This is a genomic window from Brevundimonas sp. SGAir0440 (assembly GCF_005484585.1).
GTDB lineage: Bacteria > Pseudomonadota > Alphaproteobacteria > Caulobacterales > Caulobacteraceae > Brevundimonas.
On sequence record NZ_CP039435.1, the window covers coordinates 377344 to 396510 of the forward strand.

Annotated in this window: 19 protein-coding genes; 8 read left to right on the forward strand and 11 right to left on the reverse strand. The window is 68.2% G+C overall.

Going from position 1 to position 19167, the window contains the following annotated elements:
* Nucleotides 1-290: 290 nt before the first annotated feature.
* Both E7T10_RS01820 and E7T10_RS01825 read left to right on the forward strand, forming a co-directional pair.
* The gene (locus E7T10_RS01820; RefSeq protein ID WP_137720477.1) at nt 291-5147 is read left to right on the forward strand and encodes an NAD-glutamate dehydrogenase; all 4857 of its coding nucleotides are present in this window, start codon (nt 291-293) and stop codon (nt 5145-5147) included.
* A 98-nt stretch (nt 5148-5245) separates the two neighbouring features.
* Complete coding sequence (locus tag E7T10_RS01825; protein ID WP_137720478.1) at nt 5246-5713, forward strand: universal stress protein; 468 nt, start codon at nt 5246-5248, stop codon at nt 5711-5713.
* Nucleotides 5714-5725: 12 nt separating this feature from the next.
* Here the strand turns inward: E7T10_RS01825 and E7T10_RS01830 are convergent, their stop codons facing one another.
* Nucleotides 5726-6841: an MltA domain-containing protein gene (locus E7T10_RS01830; protein ID WP_137720479.1), complete on the reverse strand. Its 1116-nt coding sequence runs from the start codon at nt 6839-6841 to the stop codon at nt 5726-5728.
* A complete protein-coding gene (gene timA / locus E7T10_RS01835) occupies nt 6841-7479 on the reverse strand; it encodes a TIM44-related membrane protein TimA (RefSeq protein WP_137722523.1) in 639 nt (212 codons plus the stop codon). Before timA ends, E7T10_RS01830 begins: the two co-directional genes overlap by 1 nt.
* Before the next feature lie 198 nt (nt 7480-7677).
* Between timA and secB the strand changes: the two genes are divergently transcribed.
* Both secB and E7T10_RS01845 read left to right on the forward strand, forming a co-directional pair.
* Complete coding sequence (gene secB / locus E7T10_RS01840) at nt 7678-8190, forward strand: protein-export chaperone SecB (protein ID WP_137720480.1); 513 nt, start codon at nt 7678-7680, stop codon at nt 8188-8190.
* Nucleotides 8191-8197: 7 nt separating this feature from the next.
* The gene (locus E7T10_RS01845) at nt 8198-9148 is read left to right on the forward strand and encodes a DMT family transporter (protein WP_137720481.1); all 951 of its coding nucleotides are present in this window, start codon (nt 8198-8200) and stop codon (nt 9146-9148) included.
* A gap of 4 nt (nt 9149-9152) precedes the next feature.
* On the opposite strand, the gene dut is transcribed toward E7T10_RS01845, so the two are convergent.
* Together dut and coaBC are read right to left on the reverse strand one after the other, a co-directional pair.
* Nucleotides 9153-9608: a dUTP diphosphatase gene (dut, locus tag E7T10_RS01850; RefSeq protein ID WP_137720482.1), complete on the reverse strand. Its 456-nt coding sequence runs from the start codon at nt 9606-9608 to the stop codon at nt 9153-9155.
* Nucleotides 9605-10834 (reverse strand): bifunctional phosphopantothenoylcysteine decarboxylase/phosphopantothenate--cysteine ligase CoaBC, encoded by a 1230-nt coding sequence (gene coaBC / locus E7T10_RS01855; RefSeq protein WP_137720483.1) that lies wholly within the window; start codon nt 10832-10834, stop codon nt 9605-9607. Before coaBC ends, dut begins: the two co-directional genes overlap by 4 nt.
* Nucleotides 10835-10936: 102 nt before the next feature.
* Between coaBC and E7T10_RS01860 the strand changes: the two genes are divergently transcribed.
* Nucleotides 10937-11449 (forward strand): S-type pyocin family protein, encoded by a 513-nt coding sequence (locus tag E7T10_RS01860; RefSeq protein ID WP_137720484.1) that lies wholly within the window; start codon nt 10937-10939, stop codon nt 11447-11449.
* A gap of 35 nt (nt 11450-11484) precedes the next feature.
* A complete protein-coding gene (locus tag E7T10_RS01865; protein WP_137720485.1) occupies nt 11485-12354 on the forward strand; it encodes an HAD family hydrolase in 870 nt (289 codons plus the stop codon).
* A gap of 9 nt (nt 12355-12363) precedes the next feature.
* On the opposite strand, the gene E7T10_RS01870 is transcribed toward E7T10_RS01865, so the two are convergent.
* From E7T10_RS01870 to sdhC, 7 genes are read right to left on the reverse strand one after another with little or no spacing between them, the layout of a single operon-like run.
* Nucleotides 12364-12726, reverse strand: coding sequence for a PilZ domain-containing protein (locus tag E7T10_RS01870; RefSeq protein WP_246846075.1), 363 nt, complete (start codon nt 12724-12726; stop codon nt 12364-12366).
* 9 nt (nt 12727-12735) lie between these two features.
* On the reverse strand, nt 12736-13548 hold the full coding sequence (locus tag E7T10_RS01875) for a kinase (protein WP_137720486.1): 813 nt from the start codon (nt 13546-13548) through the stop codon (nt 12736-12738).
* Between the two features lies 1 nt (nt 13549).
* On the reverse strand, nt 13550-13870 hold the full coding sequence (locus E7T10_RS01880) for a 2Fe-2S iron-sulfur cluster-binding protein (protein WP_039246732.1): 321 nt from the start codon (nt 13868-13870) through the stop codon (nt 13550-13552).
* A 53-nt stretch (nt 13871-13923) separates the two neighbouring features.
* Nucleotides 13924-14718, reverse strand: coding sequence for a succinate dehydrogenase iron-sulfur subunit (locus E7T10_RS01885; RefSeq protein ID WP_045810997.1), 795 nt, complete (start codon nt 14716-14718; stop codon nt 13924-13926).
* 1 nt (nt 14719) lies between these two features.
* A complete protein-coding gene (gene sdhA / locus E7T10_RS01890) occupies nt 14720-16504 on the reverse strand; it encodes a succinate dehydrogenase flavoprotein subunit (protein ID WP_137720487.1) in 1785 nt (594 codons plus the stop codon).
* 7 nt (nt 16505-16511) lie between these two features.
* A complete protein-coding gene (gene sdhD / locus E7T10_RS01895; RefSeq protein WP_137720488.1) occupies nt 16512-16916 on the reverse strand; it encodes a succinate dehydrogenase, hydrophobic membrane anchor protein in 405 nt (134 codons plus the stop codon).
* A complete protein-coding gene (sdhC, locus tag E7T10_RS01900) occupies nt 16913-17377 on the reverse strand; it encodes a succinate dehydrogenase, cytochrome b556 subunit (RefSeq protein WP_185224885.1) in 465 nt (154 codons plus the stop codon). The genes sdhD and sdhC overlap by 4 nt, the downstream gene beginning before the upstream one ends.
* Before the next feature lie 206 nt (nt 17378-17583).
* Here sdhC and E7T10_RS01905 point away from each other — a divergent pair, with 206 nt between their 5' ends.
* Nucleotides 17584-18177 (forward strand): hypothetical protein, encoded by a 594-nt coding sequence (locus E7T10_RS01905; protein ID WP_137720489.1) that lies wholly within the window; start codon nt 17584-17586, stop codon nt 18175-18177.
* Between the two features lie 37 nt (nt 18178-18214).
* Entirely contained in the window at nt 18215-19075 is an 861-nt protein-coding gene (locus E7T10_RS01910) for a pirin family protein (protein ID WP_137720490.1), read from the forward strand.
* Nucleotides 19076-19167: the final 92 nt, after the last annotated feature.

The following is a 19167-nucleotide window of genomic DNA, read 5'->3' on the forward strand; positions in this document are numbered from 1 at the left end:
CCATTTCCGATTTCGACGCTGCGGGACACTCCCCTCCGAACCGCAGCGAAGCGAAGCTGGCGCCCTCCCCTCCCCTCCAGGCGCCGCTCGCGCAGGCCGCCGGACTCCCCCAGTCCGGCGGCTTTCTGCTTTGTGGCGCTGCACAATAATTCCAACCTGATCACTGATCATTACAATGAACGGTCTCCGGGGGCTTCCCGAGCGACCGGACCTGGCCTAGTCAGCGGGGGTGGCGCCCCGTCGCGCCGCATCCCTTGCGGCCCTGCCGCGTCGTTCGAGACTGCTCGTCCATGACCGCCCACGATCTGCGCCAACCCGTTCAGCCGATCACCAAGGCCGCGCTGGAGGCGGCTTTCGCCAAGATCGTGGGGACCGGGCCCGGCGCAGTCGAACAGACCTATCTGACCCAGGCGCACGAAGACTATTCCGCCGATGAGACGCCCGAGCTCAGCGGCGAGGATCTGGCCGCCCTGCTCGCCGCCTCCTGGACCGCCGCCAAGGCCTATCCGACCGACGCGGCCGCTCCCGCCATCACCGTCGGCCCGCTGCACGGCGCGTCGGACAAGGTGCTGGATTACGATCTGGTGCGCATCGTCCAGTCCGACGCGCCCTTCCTGGTCGACAGCGTCATGGGCGCCCTGGCCGAGGCCGCCGTGTCCGTGCGCGCGCTGTTTCACCCGGTGGTCGAGCTGGACGGCCGCCGCCTGTCGATCATCATGCTGGTCATCGACAGCGTGCCGCAGGAGCGCCGCGACGCCCTGGGCGAAGGCCTGGCCCAGAGCCTGTCGGACGTCCACGCCGCCGTCGCCGATCACGACGCCATGACGTCTTTGATGCGCCAGGCCGTGCAGCGTCTGGAAGAGACCCCGCCCCCGGTCGATCCCGCCGTCCTGGCCGAGAACATCGCCTTCCTGAAATGGCTGAAGAGCGACCATTTCGTCTTCCTGGGCGCGCGCGACTACGACTATCCGCTGAACGCCGACGGCGACTATGAGGCCGAGGCGCCGCTGGGCCTGTCCACCGACGGCCTGGGCATTCTGGCCGATCCCGAGCGCACCGTGCTGCGCCGCGCGTCGGAACCCGCCGTCCTAACGCGCCAGATGCGCCGTCAGCTGGACCTGAGCGAACCGGTGACGGTGGCCAAGGCCAACGCCCGCTCGCGCGTCCACCGCCGCGCCTACATGGACTATGTCGGGGTCAAGCGTTACGGCCCGGACGGCAAGGCGACGGGCGAGACCCGTTTCGTCGGCCTGTTCACGTCGGAAGCCTACGACCAGCTGACGACCGAGGTGCCGCTGCTGCGTCGCAAGGTGGCCAACGCCTTGGCTCGCGCCGACAAGGCGCCCGGCAGCCACAACGAAAAACGCCTCAAGAACATCCTTGAGAATTATCCGCGCGACGAGCTGTTCCAGGTCAGCGAGGACGAGCTGCTGTCCATCGCCCTGGGCATCCTTCACCTCTACGACCGGCCGCGCATCCGTCTGTTCTCGCGCCAGGATCCGTTCGACCGCTTCGTCTCGGTCCTGTGCTTCATTCCGCGCGAGAAGTTCGACTCCGCCGTGCGCGAACGCATCGGCCAGATCATCGCCCGCGCCTGGGGCGGCCGCATCTCGGCCTGGTATCCGGAGCTGTCCGACGCGCCCCTGGTGCGCATCCACTACATCATCGGCGTCGAGCCCGGCGCCCACCCGATCCCGGACGCCGCCCAACTGGAAGCCGACGTCGCCGAGGCTGGTCGCGGCTGGGTCGATCGTTTCGAAGGCGCCCTGCGCCGCTCGGGCGTCGAGGAAGTCGCCGTCGGTCCGCTCAGCGCCCAGTGGGCCAAGGCGTTCGGCGCCGCCTATCGCGATCGCTATGACGCCGACGAGGCCGCGACCGACCTGCAATACGTAAACCGGCTGAACGAGACCGGTCTGCCTGGCGAAGGCAAGGCCGTCGCCGTGCGCGCCTTCCGCACGCCGGACGACAGCCGACTGCAGTTCCGCTTCAAACTCTATCGTCGCGGCCCGGCCGTGCCCCTGTCCGACGTCCTGCCGATCCTGGCCGATATGGGTCTGAAGACGTTGGAGGAATACGGCTATCCGATCCGTCCGATGGGCGAGGAGGAGATCCACGTCCACGAGTTCCTGATGGAGGATCCGCGTGGCGAGGCGCTGGTCTTCGATGACGTGAAGGGCCCGTTCGAGGACGCCTTCGCCGCCGTCTGGACCGGCCGCAATGAAAGCGACGGCTTCAACCGTCTGGTGATCGAACTGGGCGTGGAATGGCGCGACGCCGCCCTGATCCGCACCCTGGCCCACTATCGCCAGCAGACGGGCCTCGACCCTTCCCAGACGGTGCAGGAAGAGGCCCTGCGCGAATATCCCGACGTGGCGCGCGCGCTTCTGTCGCTGTTCAAGGCCAAGTTCGCGCCTGAAGGGGGCTCGGCCGACGACCGCGCGCCGGCCGTCGCCGAGCTGGACGCCAAGATCGTCACCCTGCTGCAGGACGTGAAGAGCCTGGATCACGACCGGGCCCTGCGCCGCATCGCCGCCCTGATCGGCGCGATCAAGCGCACCAACTATTTCCAGCTGGACGCCGACGGTCAGCCCAAGCCGCACATCTCGATCAAGATCGCCTCGCGCGAGTTGGACGACCTGCCGCTGCCCAAACCCTATCGCGAAATCTTCGTCTGGGCGCCGCATGTCGAGGGCGTGCACCTGCGCTTTGGTCCCGTCGCGCGCGGTGGTCTGCGCTGGTCGGACCGTCGCGACGACTTCCGCACCGAGGTCCTGGGCCTGGTCAAGGCGCAGCAGGTCAAGAACGCCGTCATCGTGCCGGTCGGCTCCAAGGGCGGCTTCTATCCCAAGCAACTGCCGCGCACGACGGACCGCGAGGCCATCCAGGGCGAGGCCATCCGCGCCTATCGCACCTTCCTGTCCGGCCTTCTGGACATCACCGACAATATCGCCGCCGACGGTTCGGTGACCCATCCGGCCAATGTCATCGCCTGGGAGGGCGACGACCCCTATCTGGTCGTGGCCGCTGACAAGGGCACGGCGACCTTTTCCGACATCGCCAACGGCGTCTCGGCCTCCTACGGCTTCTGGTTGGGCGACGCCTTCGCCTCGGGCGGCTCCATCGGCTATGACCACAAGGCCATGGGCATCACCGCGCGCGGCGCCTGGGAGGCGGTCAAGCGCCACTTCCGCGAGATGGGCAAGGACATCCAGACCCAGCCCTTCACCATGGTCGGCGTCGGCGACATGTCCGGCGACGTCTTCGGCAACGGCGTCCTTCTGTCCAAGGCGACGCGTCTGGTCGCCGCCTTCGATCACCGCGACATCTTCATTGATCCGAACCCGGATCATGTGACCAGCTGGGTCGAGCGCAAGCGTCTGTTCGACCTGCCGCGCTCGTCCTGGCAGGACTATGACAAGGCCCTGATCTCGGAAGGCGGCGGCGTCTTCTCGCGCTCGGCCAAGTCGATCCAGCTGACGCCGCAGATCAAGGCGGCCCTGGACATCGCCGAGGACGAACTAGACCCCGTCAGCCTGATCCGCGCCATCCTGAAGGCGCCGGTCGAACTGCTCTATCTGGGCGGCATCGGCACCTATGTGAAATCGGCGGCCGAAACCGACGCCCAGGTCGGGGACAAGGGCACCGACGCGCTGCGCATCAACGCCGACGAACTGCGGGTCAAGGTGGTGGGCGAGGGCGCAAACCTGGGCTTCACCCAGGCCGGGCGCATCGCCTTCGGTCAGGCCGGCGGCCGCATCAACACCGACGCCATCGACAACTCCGCCGGGGTCGACACCTCCGACCACGAGGTCAACATCAAGATCCTGGTCGGCTCGGCCGTGACCAACGGCGTCCTGCCGGCCGAGGAGCGCACGCCGCTGCTGGCCTCCATGACCGACGAGGTCGGCCTCAAGGTGCTGGCCCACAACTACGATCAGACCCTGGCCCTGACCCTGCAACAGGCCGAAGGCGTCGGCGCCCTGGACGCCCAGCAGCGGTTCATGCAGAGCCTGTCGGCACGCGGAAAGCTGGACCGCAAGGTCGAGGGCCTGCCCAACGACGCTCGCGTCAAGGAGCTGATGACGGCGGGCATCCCGCTGGCCCGGCCGGAGCTGGCCGTCCTGATGGCCTACGCCAAGCTGGAGCTGTCGGACGACATCGTCGCCTCCCAGGCGCCCGAGGATCCCTTCTTCGAACAGATCCTGGTCCGCTACTTCCCCGAGGCCCTGGCCCGGTTCGAGCCGGAGATGAAGAGCCACCGTCTGCGACGCGAGATCATCGCCACCGTCATGGCCAATGAAGTCGTCAACATGTGCGGCCCGACCTTCCCCGACCGCCTGCGCGGCTCGGCGGAATGCGACACCACCGCCCTGATCATCGCCTTCGAGGCCGCGCGCCGCGTCTTCCGTCTGGACGAGGCGTGGGACGCCGTGTCGGCCCTGGACCTGAAGATCTCGGCCGAGGCCCAGATCGCCCTCTATCAGGAGATCGCTGTCGTCCTGCGTCGTCAGACCTTCTGGCTGGCCCGCCGCGCCAAGGGCGGTCTGTCGGTCCAGGCCCTGATCGACCGCTACCGCCCGATCGCCGACGCCTTGCAGGCCGAGGGCGCGCCCGTCCTGTCGCGCTTCGAACAGGGGCGTCTGGATGCGCGCGTCAAACGTTTCGCCGACCACGGCGCGCCTGAGGATCTGACCCGCAGCATCGCCATCATGCGCCCCCTCGTCGCCGCCTCCGACATCGGGGACCTGGCGCAGGAGGCGAACTGGCCGGTCGCGGCCATGGCGCGCCTGTATCACCAGGTCGGGGCCGCCTTCGACTTCGATCGTCTGCGCGCCGCCGCCGGCTCCATTCCGTCTGCGGATCATTTCGATCGTCTCGCCGTCCGTCGTCTGATCGAGGACCTGATGAACGAGCAGGCGGCCCTGACCCGCGCCGTCGCCCGCGCCTCCGATCCGTCGGTCGGCGTCAGCGAGGACGCGGCCGAGGCCGCCGTGGACGCCTGGATCGGCTCCAAACAGGCGACGGTCGAGGGCGTGCGCGCTTCGGTGGACGAGATCGAACAGTCCGGCTCGGGCTGGACCTTCGCCAAACTGACCATCGCCAACGCCACGATCCGCGATCTGGCGACGGCGGCGGTGAATAGTTAGTCGTGCTATCGGCCGTCGGCCTGCTTGAGCACGTGATCGCTTGACGAAGCCGTCGTCGCACGGCCTCTTCAGCCGCTGATCAGGCTGGGGAGGCCGCAATGCCGAGAAAGTTCCTCGTCGTCGTCGACGATAGTCCGGAGTTCGAGGCCGCCCTGCGGTTCGCCTCGCGCCGGGCGAAATCGACGGGCGGGCGCGTGGTCATGCTGCGCGTCCTGCCGACCGACAGCGACGCCCACTGGTCGGGCGTGCGCGAGGAAATCGAACGCCAGCAGCGCCAGGAGGCGGAAATCCTCCTGAACCGCCTGGGCGAGGAGGCGCAAACCCGTTCCGGCGCCGCGCCGGTCTTCCTGATCGAAAAGGGCGAGGCCCAGGCCGCGATCAAGAAGGTCGTCGCCGCCGATGCTGAGATCAAGATCCTGGTCCTGGCCGCCGGAACCAGCTCGCGCGGCCCCGGCCCGCTGGTCTCGGCCATCATCAAACAGGGCGCGCAGATCGGCGGCCGCAAACTGCCTGTCACCATCGTCCCCGGCGAACTGACCGAAGACGAGATCGAAGACCTGGCCTAGCCGGGCAGGGATCTAACCCTTCGGGACCAGGCGCCACATCCGCAAGGGATGGCGCACGGTCCCGGCCTCGGCCCCCGCGCGGTCCCCGCGACCCATATAGAGGTCGGCGCGCACCGGTCCGCGAATGGCCGACCCGGTATCCAGCGCCATGGCCAGACCGCGGTAGCTGGCCGTGGCGCCGCGCAGATTACCGCCGTCGGCCTCCAGCCAGACCAGTTCGCCATAGCGCCAATGGGCCGGATCGACCGCGATGGCCCGCCGCTCGGTCAGGGGCACGCCCGCCGCCCCCGCCGGATGGCCGTCATCGTCGGGGTCCAGCCGGAAGAAGATGTAGCGCGGGTTCAGCGCCATGACCGCCTGCGCCTCATAGCCCCTATGGCTGGCCAGCCAGTCCCGGATCGCATCGCCGGAGGTGCCGTTCTGCGGCAACAGCCCCTGCTGCGCCATCGGTCGGGCGATGCCCACGAACGGCTTGCCGTTGTCGGCGGCATAGGCGGCGCGGCCGCGCGTGCCGTCCTCGAACGTCAGATAGCCCGACCCCTGGATCTGCAGAAAGAACAGGTCCTCGGCCCGCATCCAGGCCAGGGCCTGCTCGGGCCGAGCGGCGGATTCGATATAGGCCCGGTCGCCTGCGGCGCGGGGATTGGCGGGCTTGGGCAGGACGGGGGCCGAGAACTCGGCGTCCGGCCGTCGCCGCGCCGGATATTCGGGCGCGAAATAGGAGGTCAGCAGCCCCGGTCGCCCGTCCGGCGTCTGGGCCGGGATCGCGCTGAAGCTGGCCTCGAAGAAGGCGCGCGCCTGTGACGGCGTGATCGCCATCGTCGTCGCCATAGCCTTGGCGCGTCCGCAGACCCGGCGTGCGGCCTCGTCACGCGCCGCGCCGCACCCGTCCACATAGGCCCGGAAGGCTGCCAGGTGATCCTCTTGGCTCCAGCCCGGCAGCACGGCGGGGCTCAGGGCGTCGGACGGCGCGGGAGGCGGGGTCGGATTGGGCGAGGGCGTATAGGGAACCGGCCCCGTCTGCGGCCCCGTCGCGCCCGTCGGCGTCATCGGCCCGGTCGAACAGGCGGCGACCGCCAGGGCGGCCGTCAGCGTCGCCAGTCCGCCCGACCGGCCGCGAACCGCCATCAGGCGTTGGCCGGCTCGACGCGCGCCAGGACCCAGTTCGGGTCCGTCGCGCCCAGGGTGCGTTCGAAAGTCCAGTGTTCGGCCGTGCGGCGTTCCTCCACCAGCGGCTCGCCCGTCGTCGCGTCCGACGTTTCGCCCGAAGCCTTGGTCACCCGACTGCGCAGTTCGGCAAGGAAGCGGACCTTGGCCACGGCCTTGTCGCCCTCGGCGACCGCGCCTTCCAGATCGGCCCGGGGCGGATACAGGAACTCGACGGTCTCGGTCTCGCCGCGCGTCTCCCGCGCCGCGATGCCGGTCTCGAATGAGGCGAAGACGTTCGGCGTCAGCAGCGGCTTCAGTGCGGCCCGGTCGCCGGCGGCGTAGCCGCGCACGATGGTCTCATAGGCCTGACGCGCCCCGTCAAGGAAACGGGCCGGGTCGAACGCCGGATCGCGCGCCTTCAGGCTGGCGATGGAGGCCAGGGTCGCCGGGTCGATCGCCGCGACCTTGGGCGTCTCGGCCTGGGCCGGGCCGGGCGGCGCGATCTTGGCGTCTTCCTGCGGCTGACGGCCCACCCGCTTGCCCAGCACATTGTAGAGCTGGAACAGCACGAAGGCTGCGATGAAGGCGAAGACGACGACCTGGAACTGAACCGGCATGTTCAAGAGGAGATTCCTGTAGCGAACGACGAGTGCGCCAAACCCTTAGTCTGGCGTGATTACGGGCTCATATAGGGTGAGGCAAGGCGAAGCGCGCCCCCAATCGCGCGCGCGACGTTGCGGCCAAGCGTCCCGGCATGGTAGTCGCGGCGCCTCATTCCGGCCTCATCGGCCCCAAACTGCGCCAAAGACCGTTTCATGACCGACGCCGCTCCTCCCGCCGAACAGCCCCAACAAGGCGACGCCCAGCAGGGCCAGCCCGCCGGTCCCGGCTTCCGCATCCTGGCGCAATACGTCCGCGACTTCTCGTTCGAGAACCCGCGCGCCCCGGAATCCCTGCGCATCGACGGCAAGCCCGCGATCGACCTCGGCGTCGAAATGGCCGCCCAGGGCCGCCCCGACGGCCTGTTCGAACTGGACCTCAAGCTGTCGATCAAGGCGACGCACGAGAACCAGCCCGTCTTCCACGTCGAACTGGTCTATGGCGGCCTGTTCCAGCTGGCCAACGTTCCGGAGCAGGACATCGAGCCCCTGCTGCTGATCGAATGCCCGCGCTACCTGTTCCCGTTCGCACGCGAGATCATCTCGGGCGCCACGGCCGACGGCGGCTTCTATCCCCCGTTCCAGCTGGACCCCATCGACTTCGCCGCCATCTACATCGCGCGCCAGCAACAGATCGCCCAGCAGCCGGTCGAAACCGGCCAGGCCTAAGCGCGACATGGTCGCCGCCGCGCGGCCTTCGCCTGACCCATCGAAAGCCGCGGGCGAGGACGTCGTCCGCGGCATTCTTCTGCGCATCGCCGCCGCCGGCTGTTTCTCGATCATGACGGCGACGTTGAAGCTGGCGTCGCAGGATGGCGTGGCGGCGCCGGAAATGCTGTTCTACCGCGCCTTCTTCGGCCTTCCGGTCGTTGTGGCCTGGGTGCTGACCCAGCCGGGCGGCCTGTCGGCCCTGTCGACGCGCCGCCCCCTGGCTCATCTGGGACGCAGCGCCCTGGGCGTCGCGGCCATTCTGTGCCTGTTCCAGACGCTGACGCTGCTGCCGCTCGCCGACGCGACGACGCTCAGCTTCACCGCTCCGATCTTCGCCACCATCCTGTCCTTCTTCGTGCTGAAGGAGGCGGTCGGTCCGCGCCGCTGGGCTGCCGTCGCGGTCGGCTTCATCGGCGTGATCGTCGTCATGCGGCCGGGCGTCGGCCATTCGGTCCTGCCGCTAGCGGGCGTGGCCTTCGCCCTGATCGGGGCGGTGCTGACGGCCGGCGTGACCATCACCCTGCGCCAGTTGCGCGACACAGAGCACGTCGCCGCCATCGTCTTCTGGTTCTTCGTTGCCTGCTCGGTCGTGGGGGCGATCCTGCTGCCCTTCGTCGGCCATTGGCACGCGCTCGGCACCTTCGGACTGCTGGTCGGATCGGGCGTCGCCGGCGGCCTGGCCCAACTGTTCATGACCGCCTCGCTGCAAAAGGCTCCGGTCGCCGTGGTCGCGCCCTTCGACTATCTCCAGATCGTCGGCGCCATCGTCTTCGGCTGGTGGCTGATGGCCGCGACGCCCACCCTCACCACCCTGGCCGGCGCCGCCCTGATCGCCAGCAGCGGCCTCTACACCGCCTGGCGCGAACACATCCGCCGCAAGGCCAGCCTGATCCAGCCTACCGCGCCGCTGGTTTAGGGCGTCAGCGTCCCGTCGATCCGAAACCGCCCGTCCCGCGTGCGGTTTCGTCCAGCGTCTCGACCTCGACCCAGTCCGCTCGCTCATGCCGGGCGATCACCAGCTGGGCGATGCGTTCGCCGCGGCGGATGACGAAGGGTTCGGCGCCGATATTGGCCAGGATCACGCCGCACTCGCCGCGATAGTCGCTGTCGATCGTGCCCGGCGCATTGGGGCAGATGATGCCGTGTTTCAACGCCAGTCCCGAGCGCGCCCGCACCTGGGCCTCATACCCCATCGGCAGGGCGATCTTCAGACCCGTCGGCACCAGGGCCCGCTGACCCGGCGCCAGGGTCATCGGCTGATCCTCGGGCACGGCGGCGCGCAGGTCCATGCCCGCCGACCCGGCGGTTTCGTAGGCGGGCAGGGGCAGACCCTCGGAATGCGGCAGGCGCAGGATCTGGATCGGGGTCTCGGTCATTGGGCGGCCCTGAAATGGTCGGCGATGCGGGCGGCGACGGCCCGGGCGATGGTGGTCTTGGACTGGCGCGGCCAGGTCTCGGTCCGATCGGCGGTGACCAGCAGCACGGCGTTGCCGTCCGATCCGAACACGTCGTCGGATACGTCATTGCCAAGGATCCAGTCGCAGCCCTTTCGCGACAGCTTGGCGCGCGCATTGGCCTCCAGGTCCGTCGTCTCGGCGGCGAAGCCGATGACCAGGGCCGGGCGGTTCGGACCGGGCGCGGCGACGCCCGCCAGAATGTCGGGGTTTTCGATCAGGGCCAGGGTCGGCGGGCCGCCCGGTCCCTTCTTGATCTTGCCGCCGGCGATGGTGTCGACGCGCCAGTCGGCGACTGCCGCCGACAGCACGGCGATGTCGGCGGGAAGGGCGCTCTGCGTCGCCGCCTGCATCTCAAGCGCGCTCTCCACATCGATCCGCGTCACGCCGGTCGGGGCGGCCAACGCCGTCGGCCCCGACACCAGCGTCACCTCGGCCCCCAGCTCGGCCAGGGCGGCGGCGATGGCGTAGCCCTGTTTGCCGCTGGAGCGATTGGTCAGGCCCCGCACCGGATCGATCGGTTCGAACGTCGGCCCGGCCGTGACCACGGCCTTGCGTCCTTGGAGCGGTCGCCCCGCCGCACCCGCCAGCAGGCCTTCAATGGCCTCCAGGATCGCGGCGGGTTCCGCCATGCGCCCCGGCCCGTATTCGCCGCAGGCCATCTCGCCGTCGTCCGGCCCCACCACCGCGACGCCGTGAAAGCCCGGAAAGGCCTTCAACCGCTCCATATTGGCCTGGACCGCCGGATGCTCCCACATCCGCACATTCATCGCCGGCGCCAGCAGCACCCGCTTGTCCGTCGCGATCAAGGTCGTCGAGGCCAGGTCGTCGGCCAGCCCGTTTGCAGCCTTGGCGATCAGTCCCGCCGTCGCCGGCGCCACCACCACCAGATCGGCCCATCGCGACAGCTCGATATGGCCCATGCTGGTCTCGTCGTCGGGGTGGAACAGGCCCGACCGCACCGGATGCCCGCTCAGCGCCGCCAGCGATAGGGGCGTCACGAACTCGGCGCCGGATTCCGTCAGGATCACCCGCGTCTGCCCGCCCGCCTTGGCGATCAGTCGTACCAGCTCCAGCGCCTTATAGGCCGCGATGCCGCCGCCCACGATCAGCAGGATCTTGCGGTTCGAAAGGGGGCGATTGTCCATGCGCACGGTCTAGCCGCCGCGCGTGACGCCGTCGAGACGAGAACATTGCACGAACAATAAAGTTGTGCTTTCGTCGCGCGCAGCGGGTATCTGGAGGGAAGAATGAGAACGCTGACGAGGGGAGGGGCCGCGCTGGTCCTGTGCGGACTGGTGGGGCTTGCCGGCTGCGACAACAGTTCGGCGGTCGAGACACGGGATCGGACGGCGAGCGCCGAACCCGTCGCCCTGACCTCCATGCCGGCGACCGGCGAAGAGGCCGCCGCGCCGCAGGAAAAGCCGGTCCTGACCGCCAACCGGCGCGAGACCGTCGACGCCAAGATCGCGCGTCTTTACGACCGCAACGGCGCAGACTTCGGCGCGCGCTCAGCCGAGGATTATCTGACGAAGGTCACGGCTTTCACGACAAAGCCTCCGCGCGACGCCGAGACCGTCAAGCGGCCCAATGGCGACACCCTGATCTATCAGGCCTCGACCAACACCTTCGCCGTCGTGGCCCGCAACGGGTCGCCCCGCACCATGTTCAAGCCGACGACGGGCGCCGACTACTGGGCCGAGCAGAAGGCGGCGGCGCCCACCTTCGGTCAGCGGCGACAATCGACGGGCGCGGCGGGCTGATATAGAGGGCGGGTTCCACCAAGGATCTCGCCCCCATGTCCGATACGGCCGAACCCAAGACCCCGCTGCTGAAGACCGCCCTGATCTATGATTTCGACGGCACCCTGGCGCGCGGCAATATGCAGGAGGTGTCCTTCATCCCCTCCGTCGGCATGGGCATCGGCGCCTTCTGGGACGAGGCCGAGCGCCTGACCAAGGACGCCGACGGGGACGGCATCCTGATGTACATGCAGCTGATGCTGCACCACGCGCGTCAGAACGGCGCCCCGGTGACGCGCGAGACCCTGCGCCAGCACGGCGAGGCGGTGGCTCTGTTCGAGGGGCTGAAGGATCTCAGCTGGTTCGACCGGATGAACGCCTTCGGGGCCAAATACGGGCTGGAGATCGAGCATTACATCATCTCCGCCGGGCTGGAGGAGATGATCGACGGCACGCCGATCCGCCCCGCCCTGACCCACGTCTTCGCCTCCCATTACGTCTATGACGACAAGGGCGAGGCCGCCTGGCCGGCGGTCGGCGTCAACTACACCACCAAGACCCAGTATCTTTTCCGCATCAACAAGGGCGTGAAGAACCACTGGGAGCACGAACGCATCAACCACTTCATCCCCGACGACGAGCGGGCCGTGCCGTTTGATCGGATGATCTTCATCGGCGATGGCGACACCGACGTGCCGACCATGAAGATGATGCACACCAAGGGCGGCTTCTCGATCGCCGTCTATGATCCGCGCTCGAACGAGCGGGATCAGAAGAAGGTCTATTCCCTGATTTCGGAGGACCGGGTGAACTTCGTCGCCGCCGCCGACTATCGCGAGGGATCGGCCCTGGACCTGATCGTCAAGGGGCTGGTGGGCCGCATCGCCATCAACGCCGGCTCCATGCCCGCCGACACGGCGGAGTAATCAGGCTGATCAGCGCCCGCCGGCCCTCAGCCAGGCGTCGCGCGCGGAGATCAGCCTCGCCGGCGCCAGGCCTCTCAGCGACTTCGCCCCAGTCTGCCTCAGCCCGGCCTCCTGCCCGCGCTGCCAGACGACGGTGGCGGGATAGGCGACGCCCGCAGCCACATCGACCACCACCACCTCGCGCGGCAAGGCCCCGCCCCGGTCCAGCCGCAGCTTCATCCCCGCGTCCGACAGATCGACGATCAGACACGCCGTCTCCAGGCCAGGCGCGCAGACGACGCCGCGCGCATTGGCCGGCCGGCGCACGCCCGTGCGGCGGTCGGGCTCGACGGCTGGCTTGGATCCAAACAGGCTCATGGTCCGATAACGCACGGATGCCGCTCAGGCGCCAAGGCCGCCTTCAAGACTGCGAACGCCGCGCTCCCGGTCCAGGGCGACGATCAGGTCCGCCTCCACGCCGCCGGCCATCATATGCCGGCTCAGGCGCTCATAATGCTGGATGAAGACCGCCAGGGCCGCGCGTCGCTCGGACGATACGGCGTCCTGCCCCATCAATCCCGCCTCCTGCTCGCAGCGCCAGTCCAGCACCACATCGAACCCCGGCGCTTTCAGAAAGATCAGGGCGTCCAGCCGCGCGCGCAGGCGGGCATAGGGCTGACCTAGCGCATCATTGACCGCCCTGCGCCATTCGGCCCCGACGTCCTGCCGGGCCTCCAGGGCGTTGATCGGCGCAACCAGGTCCCCCTCGGCCTGCGGCGTCGCGCCCAGGCACCATCCCTCCAGAACGATGAACCGCGGCCGACCCTTCACGACAGGCCAGTCCGCCTCGCCCGCCCGGTCGTCGGCCAACTTGTCGAACCGCGGCAGAGGCGTCAGGTCGTCCGGCCCCGCCCCCTGCAACCGATCCAGCAGACGGTTCAGAAGGCCCAGATCATGCGTCCCTGGCGGCCCGCGCGTGGCGAACAGCGGATGGACTCGCGCCGCCATCGCCGCCCGCTCCGCCTTCGTCAGATAGACGTCGTCCAGCGACAGGGTCGCCCCGCCGAACCGTTCGCCGACGGCCTTGGCCAAAGTGGATTTTCCCGAACCCTGCGATCCCGCAATCCCCAGTATCGGCGGACGGTCCCGGCCCATAGCCTCGGCGCGCTGCTCGATCCATCGGCCGATCCTGTCGATCAGCCGCGCGTCGATCATTTCAGTGCTGGTTTTCCGGCAACCGCACGATCAGGCCGTTCAGCGCGTCCGACACCCGGATCTGGCACGACAGGCGGCTGTTCGGCTCGACCTCCTCGGCGAAGTCCAGCATCGACTCTTCCATCGCCGACGGCTTGCCTGTCGCCTCGCGCCAGGCTTCGTCGACATAGACATGGCAGGTGGCGCAGGCGCAGGCCCCGCCGCAGTCCGCGTCGATGCCCGGCACATTGTTGCGGATCGCGCCTTCCATGACGCTCAGCCCCGGCTTCACGTCGACGACGTGCTCGGTTCCGTCATGCTCGATATAGGTGATGCTGGCCATGCGCCGCTCTTAAACGAGGCGGCGCCGGAGGCAAGGCCCACGGCGCCGGATACTCAGGCCGCCTTCTTGCGGCTCGGCGCGACCATCAGCTTCTTGGTCTCGGCGATGGCCTTTGCCGGGTTCAGACCCTTGGGGCAGACCTGGGCGCAGTTCATGATCGTGTGGCAGCGATACAGTTTGAACGGGTCTTCCAGGTCGTCCAGACGCTTCTGGGTCGCGTCGTCGCGGCTGTCGGAGATCCAGCGATAGGATTGCAGCAGCGCCGCCGGGCCCAGGTACTCTTCCTGATTCCACCAGTAGCTGGGGCACGAGGTCGAGCAGCAGGCGCACAGGATGCATTCGTACAGGCCGTCCAGCTTCTCGCGCTCGGCCGGGGTCTGCAGACGTTCCTTCTCGGGGTCCGGCTCGTCCGATTGCAGATACGGCTGGATCGAGTCGTACTGGGCGTAGAACAGGCTCAAATCCGTCACCAGGTCCTTGACCACCGGCTGGTGGGGCAGGGGGGAGATGGTGATGGTGTTGGACGCGCACTCGTCCCAGCCCTTGGTGCAGGCCAGGGCGTTGCGCCCGTCAATATTCATCGAGCACGAGCCGCAGATGCCCTCGCGGCACGAGCGCCGGAACGACAGGGTCGGATCGATGGTGTTCTTGATGTGGATCAGGGCGTCCAGCAACATCGGGCCGTGGTCGCCGGTCGGCACCTCATAGGTGTCCCAGCGCGGATCGGCGTCGGTTTCCGGATCGTAGCGATAGACCTTGTAGGTCTTCACGTCCTTGGATCCCGGCGCGGCCTTGTGGACCTTGCCGGTCGTCGGCTTGGAGCCTCGGGGGAGAGTCAGCTGGACCATCTTAGTAAACCCGCGTCTTCGGTTCGATATACGCGATGTCGTCGGACATGGTGTAGTTGTGGACCGGACGATAATCGATCTGGACCTGCTCGCCCGGACGCTTCCACGCCAGGGTGTGCTTCATCCAATTGACGTCGTCGCGATCGGGATAATCTTCGCGGGCGTGGGCGCCGCGCGATTCCGTGCGGTTCAGACCGCCCTCGATCGTCACTAGCGCCTGGGCGATCAGATTGTCGTACTCCAGCGTCTCGACCAGGTCCGTATTCCAGATCAGGCCGCGATCGGTGGTCTTGATGTCGGCGCCGGCCGCCTCGATGGCGCGCAGCTTGTCGGTGCCCTGTTGCAGGGTCTCGCCGGTGCGGAACACCGCCGCATCGGCCTGCATCGCGCGCTGCATCGACAGACGCAGCTCGGCGGTCGGGGTCAAGCCGTCGGCGTAGCGGAAGCGGTCCAGGCGGGCCAGGTGCTGGTCGGTCTGGGCCTTGGAGGCCGACGGCACGGCCGAGGCCTTGTCGACGACTTCACCGCAGCGCAGGCCGACGGCGCGGCCGAACACCACCAGGTCGGTCAGGGAGTTGGAGCCCAGGCGGTTGGCGCCATGCACCGAAACGCACGCCGCCTCGCCTACGGCCATCAGGCCCGGCACCACGCTGTCGGGGTTGCCGTCGCGCAGCGTCAGGACTTCGCCGTGATAGTTCGTGGGGATGCCGCCCATGTTGTAGTGGACGGTCGGCAGGACCGGGATCGGCTCCTTGGTCACATCCACGCCGGCGAAGATCTTGGCGCTTTCGGAAATGCCCGGCAGGCGCTGGTGCAGAATCTTCGGATCCAGGTGATCCAGGTGCAGGAAGATGTGGTCCTTGTTCGGACCCACGCCGCGACCCTCGCGGATTTCGATGGTCATGGAGCGCGAGACCATGTCGCGCGGGGCCAGGTCCTTCACGGTCGGCGCATAGCGCTCCATGAAGCGCTCGCCTTCCGAGTTGGTCAGATAGCCGCCCTCGCCGCGTGCGCCCTCGGTGATCAGGCAGCCGGCGCCATAGATGCCGGTCGGGTGGAACTGCACGAACTCCATGTCCTGCAACGGCAGGCCGGCGCGCAGCACCATCGCATTGCCGTCGCCGGTGCAGGTGTGGGCCGAGGTGGCGCTGAAGTAGGCGCGGCCGTATCCGCCGGTCGCCAGAACCACCATCTTGGCGCGGAACTGGTGAAGCTGACCGTTGTCGAGTTGCAGGGCCGTCACGCCGGTGCAGGCGCCGTCCTGCATTATCAGGTCCAGCGCGAAATATTCGACGAAGAACTTCACCTCGCGGCGCACCGACTGGCCGTACAGGGTGTGCAGGATGGCGTGGCCGGTGCGGTCGGCGGCGGCGCAGGTGCGCTGCACCGGGCCTTCGCCGAAGTTGCGGGTCATGCCGCCGAAGGCGCGCTGATAGATCTTGCCTTCTTCGGTGCGGCTGAAGGGCACGCCCCAGTGTTCCAGCTCATAGACGGCCTTGGGCGCGTTACGGACCAGATATTCGATCGAGTCCTGGTCGCCCAGCCAGTCCGACCCCTTGACGGTGTCGTACATGTGCCACTGCCAGCTGTCCTCGCCCATGTTGCCGAGCGAGGCGGAGATGCCGCCCTGGGCCGCGACGGTGTGCGAGCGGGTGGGGAAGACCTTGGTCACGCAGGCGACCTTCAGCCCCTGCTGGGCGGCGCCGAGCGCGGCGCGAAGGCCCGAGCCCCCGGCGCCGACGACGACGACGTCGTATTCGTGATCGATCAGTTCGTAAGCGGCCATCAGTTCATCAGGCTCCGAAACCAGCGGGCAGCGGCGCCGAGCCCAGCGCCAGCCGCACGATGAAGAAGACGCTGGCGGCGGCCAGCAGCAGGAAGACGACGTTCAGCAGCAGGACCAGAAGGCCGCGCGTTCCGACGTTGGGCACGTAGTCTTCCAGAACGACTTTCCAGGCCAGGCTGACGTAGCCGAAGAAGATCACCGCGGTGATGGCCATCAGGGCGGCGTTCAGCGGATTGGCGAACCACGCCATCGCCGCGTCATAGCCGGCGCCCGCGAGGGTGAAGCCGGTCGAGGCGACCCAAAGGCCCAGCGGCAGCAGGGCCACCAGCAGGATCCGCTCGATCAGCCATTCGCCGGCGCCGTGACGCTCGGAAACCTTGACGTTGTTCTTGAATTTTGCGGCGCCGCTCACAGCGAAACCCTCCCGGTGGCGAACAGCACGACCCAGAACAGCACGGCCAGCGGGATCGGCCCCCACACCGCGATGTTCGACAGGGCGGTCGCCGACTTCACCGTCAGTCCGTTGCCGGTGTCGTTATAGGTGTGGCGCGCGCCGTTCAGGATGAAGGAGAACAGCACGACCGTCAGACCGAAGAAGACCAGCAGGCCCAGCGGCGATCCGGCCAGATCGAGCGCGCTCTGGAACGCCTCGGGCCCGAACGCCAGCGCGCCCAGCCAGGCCAGGACGAACAGCACGCCGACCGTGGCGGCGATGATCGTCGCGCGGAACAGGATCGAGGCCGCCATGGTGACGTGCCAGCGCCAGACGCCCATGTGGGGCGACAGCGGCGCGATATGTCCGTTCGGTTGAGTGACGAAGCGACCCGTCCGGTCGCTTGAGGCGCCACCCGGCGTCGGGTTGGGCTGGTTCATGCGAATGGTTCTCAAAAGCGAATGAATTCAATCGCCGTGTGCGGTTGCGAAGGCTTTTGTGACCCTGTGGGGCCGGTGTCAACGCACAGACCCCCAGATCGACGGATTGTGCGGTTTACGTCGGTTCCATCACGACGGATCACGTTTGCGTTCCGTAAGCGTTCGACGGCTAGGCGATGCGGCGGGCGATTTGGCAGGGTGGGCTCATGTTGCTGCTCGCCCTGATGTCCGCCGTCGCACTGGAGCCCGCCATCCAGACGACAGGGCTTCTGGACGCGACGCCTGAAACCTATCGTGCGCCGGCCGTCCGCCCCTATCAGCCGCCGTCCCGTTTCGGGCGCGAAACGGCCGAGGGGGACGGCGAGATCGACCTGCATCGCCGCCCTCTGACGGCCCCCGTCGGGGTCGACGACTACGCCGGCGACTATGAGTTCAGTCCCTCCGACAGCCAGACGACCTATGATCAAGGCGTGGCCCAGGCTGCGATCGACGCCGAAGCCGCGATGGGGCCGCTCGATGGTCGCTGGCGCATCGCCCAGCCGGACGGAACACCCTTGCTGTCGCTGTCCCTCACCGACCGGGGCGAGGGCCGTCGGGTCGAGGGAGCCTGGCGAAGTCTGGACGCGCCGGCCGGGATCGACCGAATGGGCTTCGCCGGCCCGGTCTCGACCCAGGGCGAGGTCGTCGTCATTCCCCTATCCGAGGGCGAACTGCATCTGCATCCGGCGTTGAATGGCTGGGCCGGCGAATGGATCCGGGACGGCCGCGCCCGTCCCGTCACGGCGACCCGTTCAGGCTGATCTCGCCAGCATCTATCCGCCACCCTATATGTAGCGGATGACCCAGCCCCGTTCCGTTCTTCGCCTGCACCCCGCCCATCGCGACGACATCGGCGACCTGACCACCCGCCGTCCGGTGCCCGGTCCCGGCGTGGACCAGATCGATCCCTTCCTGTTCCTGAACCATCACGGGCCCCAGACCTATGCGCCGGGCAACGCCGGGCTGCCGTTCGGCCCGCACCCGCATCGGGGCTTCGAGACCGTCACCTTCATTCTGGACGGCGAGCTCGCCCACAACGATTCCGGCGGCGGCGAGAGCATCATCAAGGCGGGCGGCATCCAGTGGATGACCGCCGGCTCCGGCCTGATCCACGCCGAACTGTCGCCGGCCGCCTTCAAGCGCGACGGCGGGCCGATGGAAATCCTGCAGCTGTGGGTCAACCTGCCCTCGCGGCTGAAGATGACCAGGCCGGACTATGTGGGCCTGCAGAAATCCGACATCCCGACCTTCACCACCGAGGCCGGCGTCACGGTCGAGCCGGTCTCCGGCGACTGGCTGGGCGTGAAGGCGCCGATCCAGTCCCTGATCGACATCCATCTGGCCGTCGTCCGCCTGCCCGCCGGCGCGACGTTCGAGACGCCCGTCGCCCCCGGCCGCAACGTCTTCCTTTATGGGATCAAAGGCGAGATCGCCGTCGCCGGAACGCCCGTGCCCCAATGGAACCTCGCCGCCCTGTCCGACGGCGATGCGGTCCAGATCACGGCGACCACCGACGCCGTGGTGCTGCTGGGCCACGCCGATCCCATCGGCGAGCCGGTCTTCAGCCACGGCCCCTTCGTCATGAACACCCGCGACGAGATCATCCAGGCGATCCAGGACTACCAGTCCGGCAAGTTCGGCCCGCCGCCGAAGGTGTGAGGCGGGCGCTCCCGTCTCCTCCCTGCTTTGCGGGGAGGTGGCGCGGCGCTTCTTCAGCGCCGTGACGGAGAGGCTCTTCGGAGCGTCACCGA

What these genes read in the sequence shown, in the direction of transcription:
- E7T10_RS01885 (WP_045810997.1), bottom strand. Translation starts at nt 14,718, where the DNA reads ATGGTCCAGCTGACTCTCCCCCGAGGCTCCAAGCCGACGACCGGCAAG.
- timA (WP_137722523.1), bottom strand. Translation starts at nt 7,479, where the DNA reads ATGCCGGTTCAGTTCCAGGTCGTCGTCTTCGCCTTCATCGCAGCCTTC.
- E7T10_RS01820 (WP_137720477.1), top strand. Translation starts at nt 291, where the DNA reads ATGACCGCCCACGATCTGCGCCAACCCGTTCAGCCGATCACCAAGGCC.
- E7T10_RS01880 (WP_039246732.1), bottom strand. Translation starts at nt 13,870, where the DNA reads ATGGCCAGCATCACCTATATCGAGCATGACGGAACCGAGCACGTCGTC.
- E7T10_RS01825 (WP_137720478.1), top strand. Translation starts at nt 5,246, where the DNA reads ATGCCGAGAAAGTTCCTCGTCGTCGTCGACGATAGTCCGGAGTTCGAG.
- E7T10_RS01860 (WP_137720484.1), top strand. Translation starts at nt 10,937, where the DNA reads ATGAGAACGCTGACGAGGGGAGGGGCCGCGCTGGTCCTGTGCGGACTG.
- E7T10_RS01830 (WP_137720479.1), bottom strand. Translation starts at nt 6,841, where the DNA reads ATGGCGGTTCGCGGCCGGTCGGGCGGACTGGCGACGCTGACGGCCGCC.
- E7T10_RS01875 (WP_137720486.1), bottom strand. Translation starts at nt 13,548, where the DNA reads ATGATCGACGCGCGGCTGATCGACAGGATCGGCCGATGGATCGAGCAG.
- secB (WP_137720480.1), top strand. Translation starts at nt 7,678, where the DNA reads ATGACCGACGCCGCTCCTCCCGCCGAACAGCCCCAACAAGGCGACGCC.
- dut (WP_137720482.1), bottom strand. Translation starts at nt 9,608, where the DNA reads ATGACCGAGACCCCGATCCAGATCCTGCGCCTGCCGCATTCCGAGGGT.
- E7T10_RS01845 (WP_137720481.1), top strand. Translation starts at nt 8,198, where the DNA reads ATGGTCGCCGCCGCGCGGCCTTCGCCTGACCCATCGAAAGCCGCGGGC.
- sdhA (WP_137720487.1), bottom strand. Translation starts at nt 16,504, where the DNA reads ATGGCCGCTTACGAACTGATCGATCACGAATACGACGTCGTCGTCGTC.
- E7T10_RS01905 (WP_137720489.1), top strand. Translation starts at nt 17,584, where the DNA reads ATGTTGCTGCTCGCCCTGATGTCCGCCGTCGCACTGGAGCCCGCCATC.
- sdhC (WP_185224885.1), bottom strand. Translation starts at nt 17,377, where the DNA reads ATGAACCAGCCCAACCCGACGCCGGGTGGCGCCTCAAGCGACCGGACG.
- coaBC (WP_137720483.1), bottom strand. Translation starts at nt 10,834, where the DNA reads ATGGACAATCGCCCCCTTTCGAACCGCAAGATCCTGCTGATCGTGGGC.
- E7T10_RS01910 (WP_137720490.1), top strand. Translation starts at nt 18,215, where the DNA reads ATGACCCAGCCCCGTTCCGTTCTTCGCCTGCACCCCGCCCATCGCGAC.
- E7T10_RS01865 (WP_137720485.1), top strand. Translation starts at nt 11,485, where the DNA reads ATGTCCGATACGGCCGAACCCAAGACCCCGCTGCTGAAGACCGCCCTG.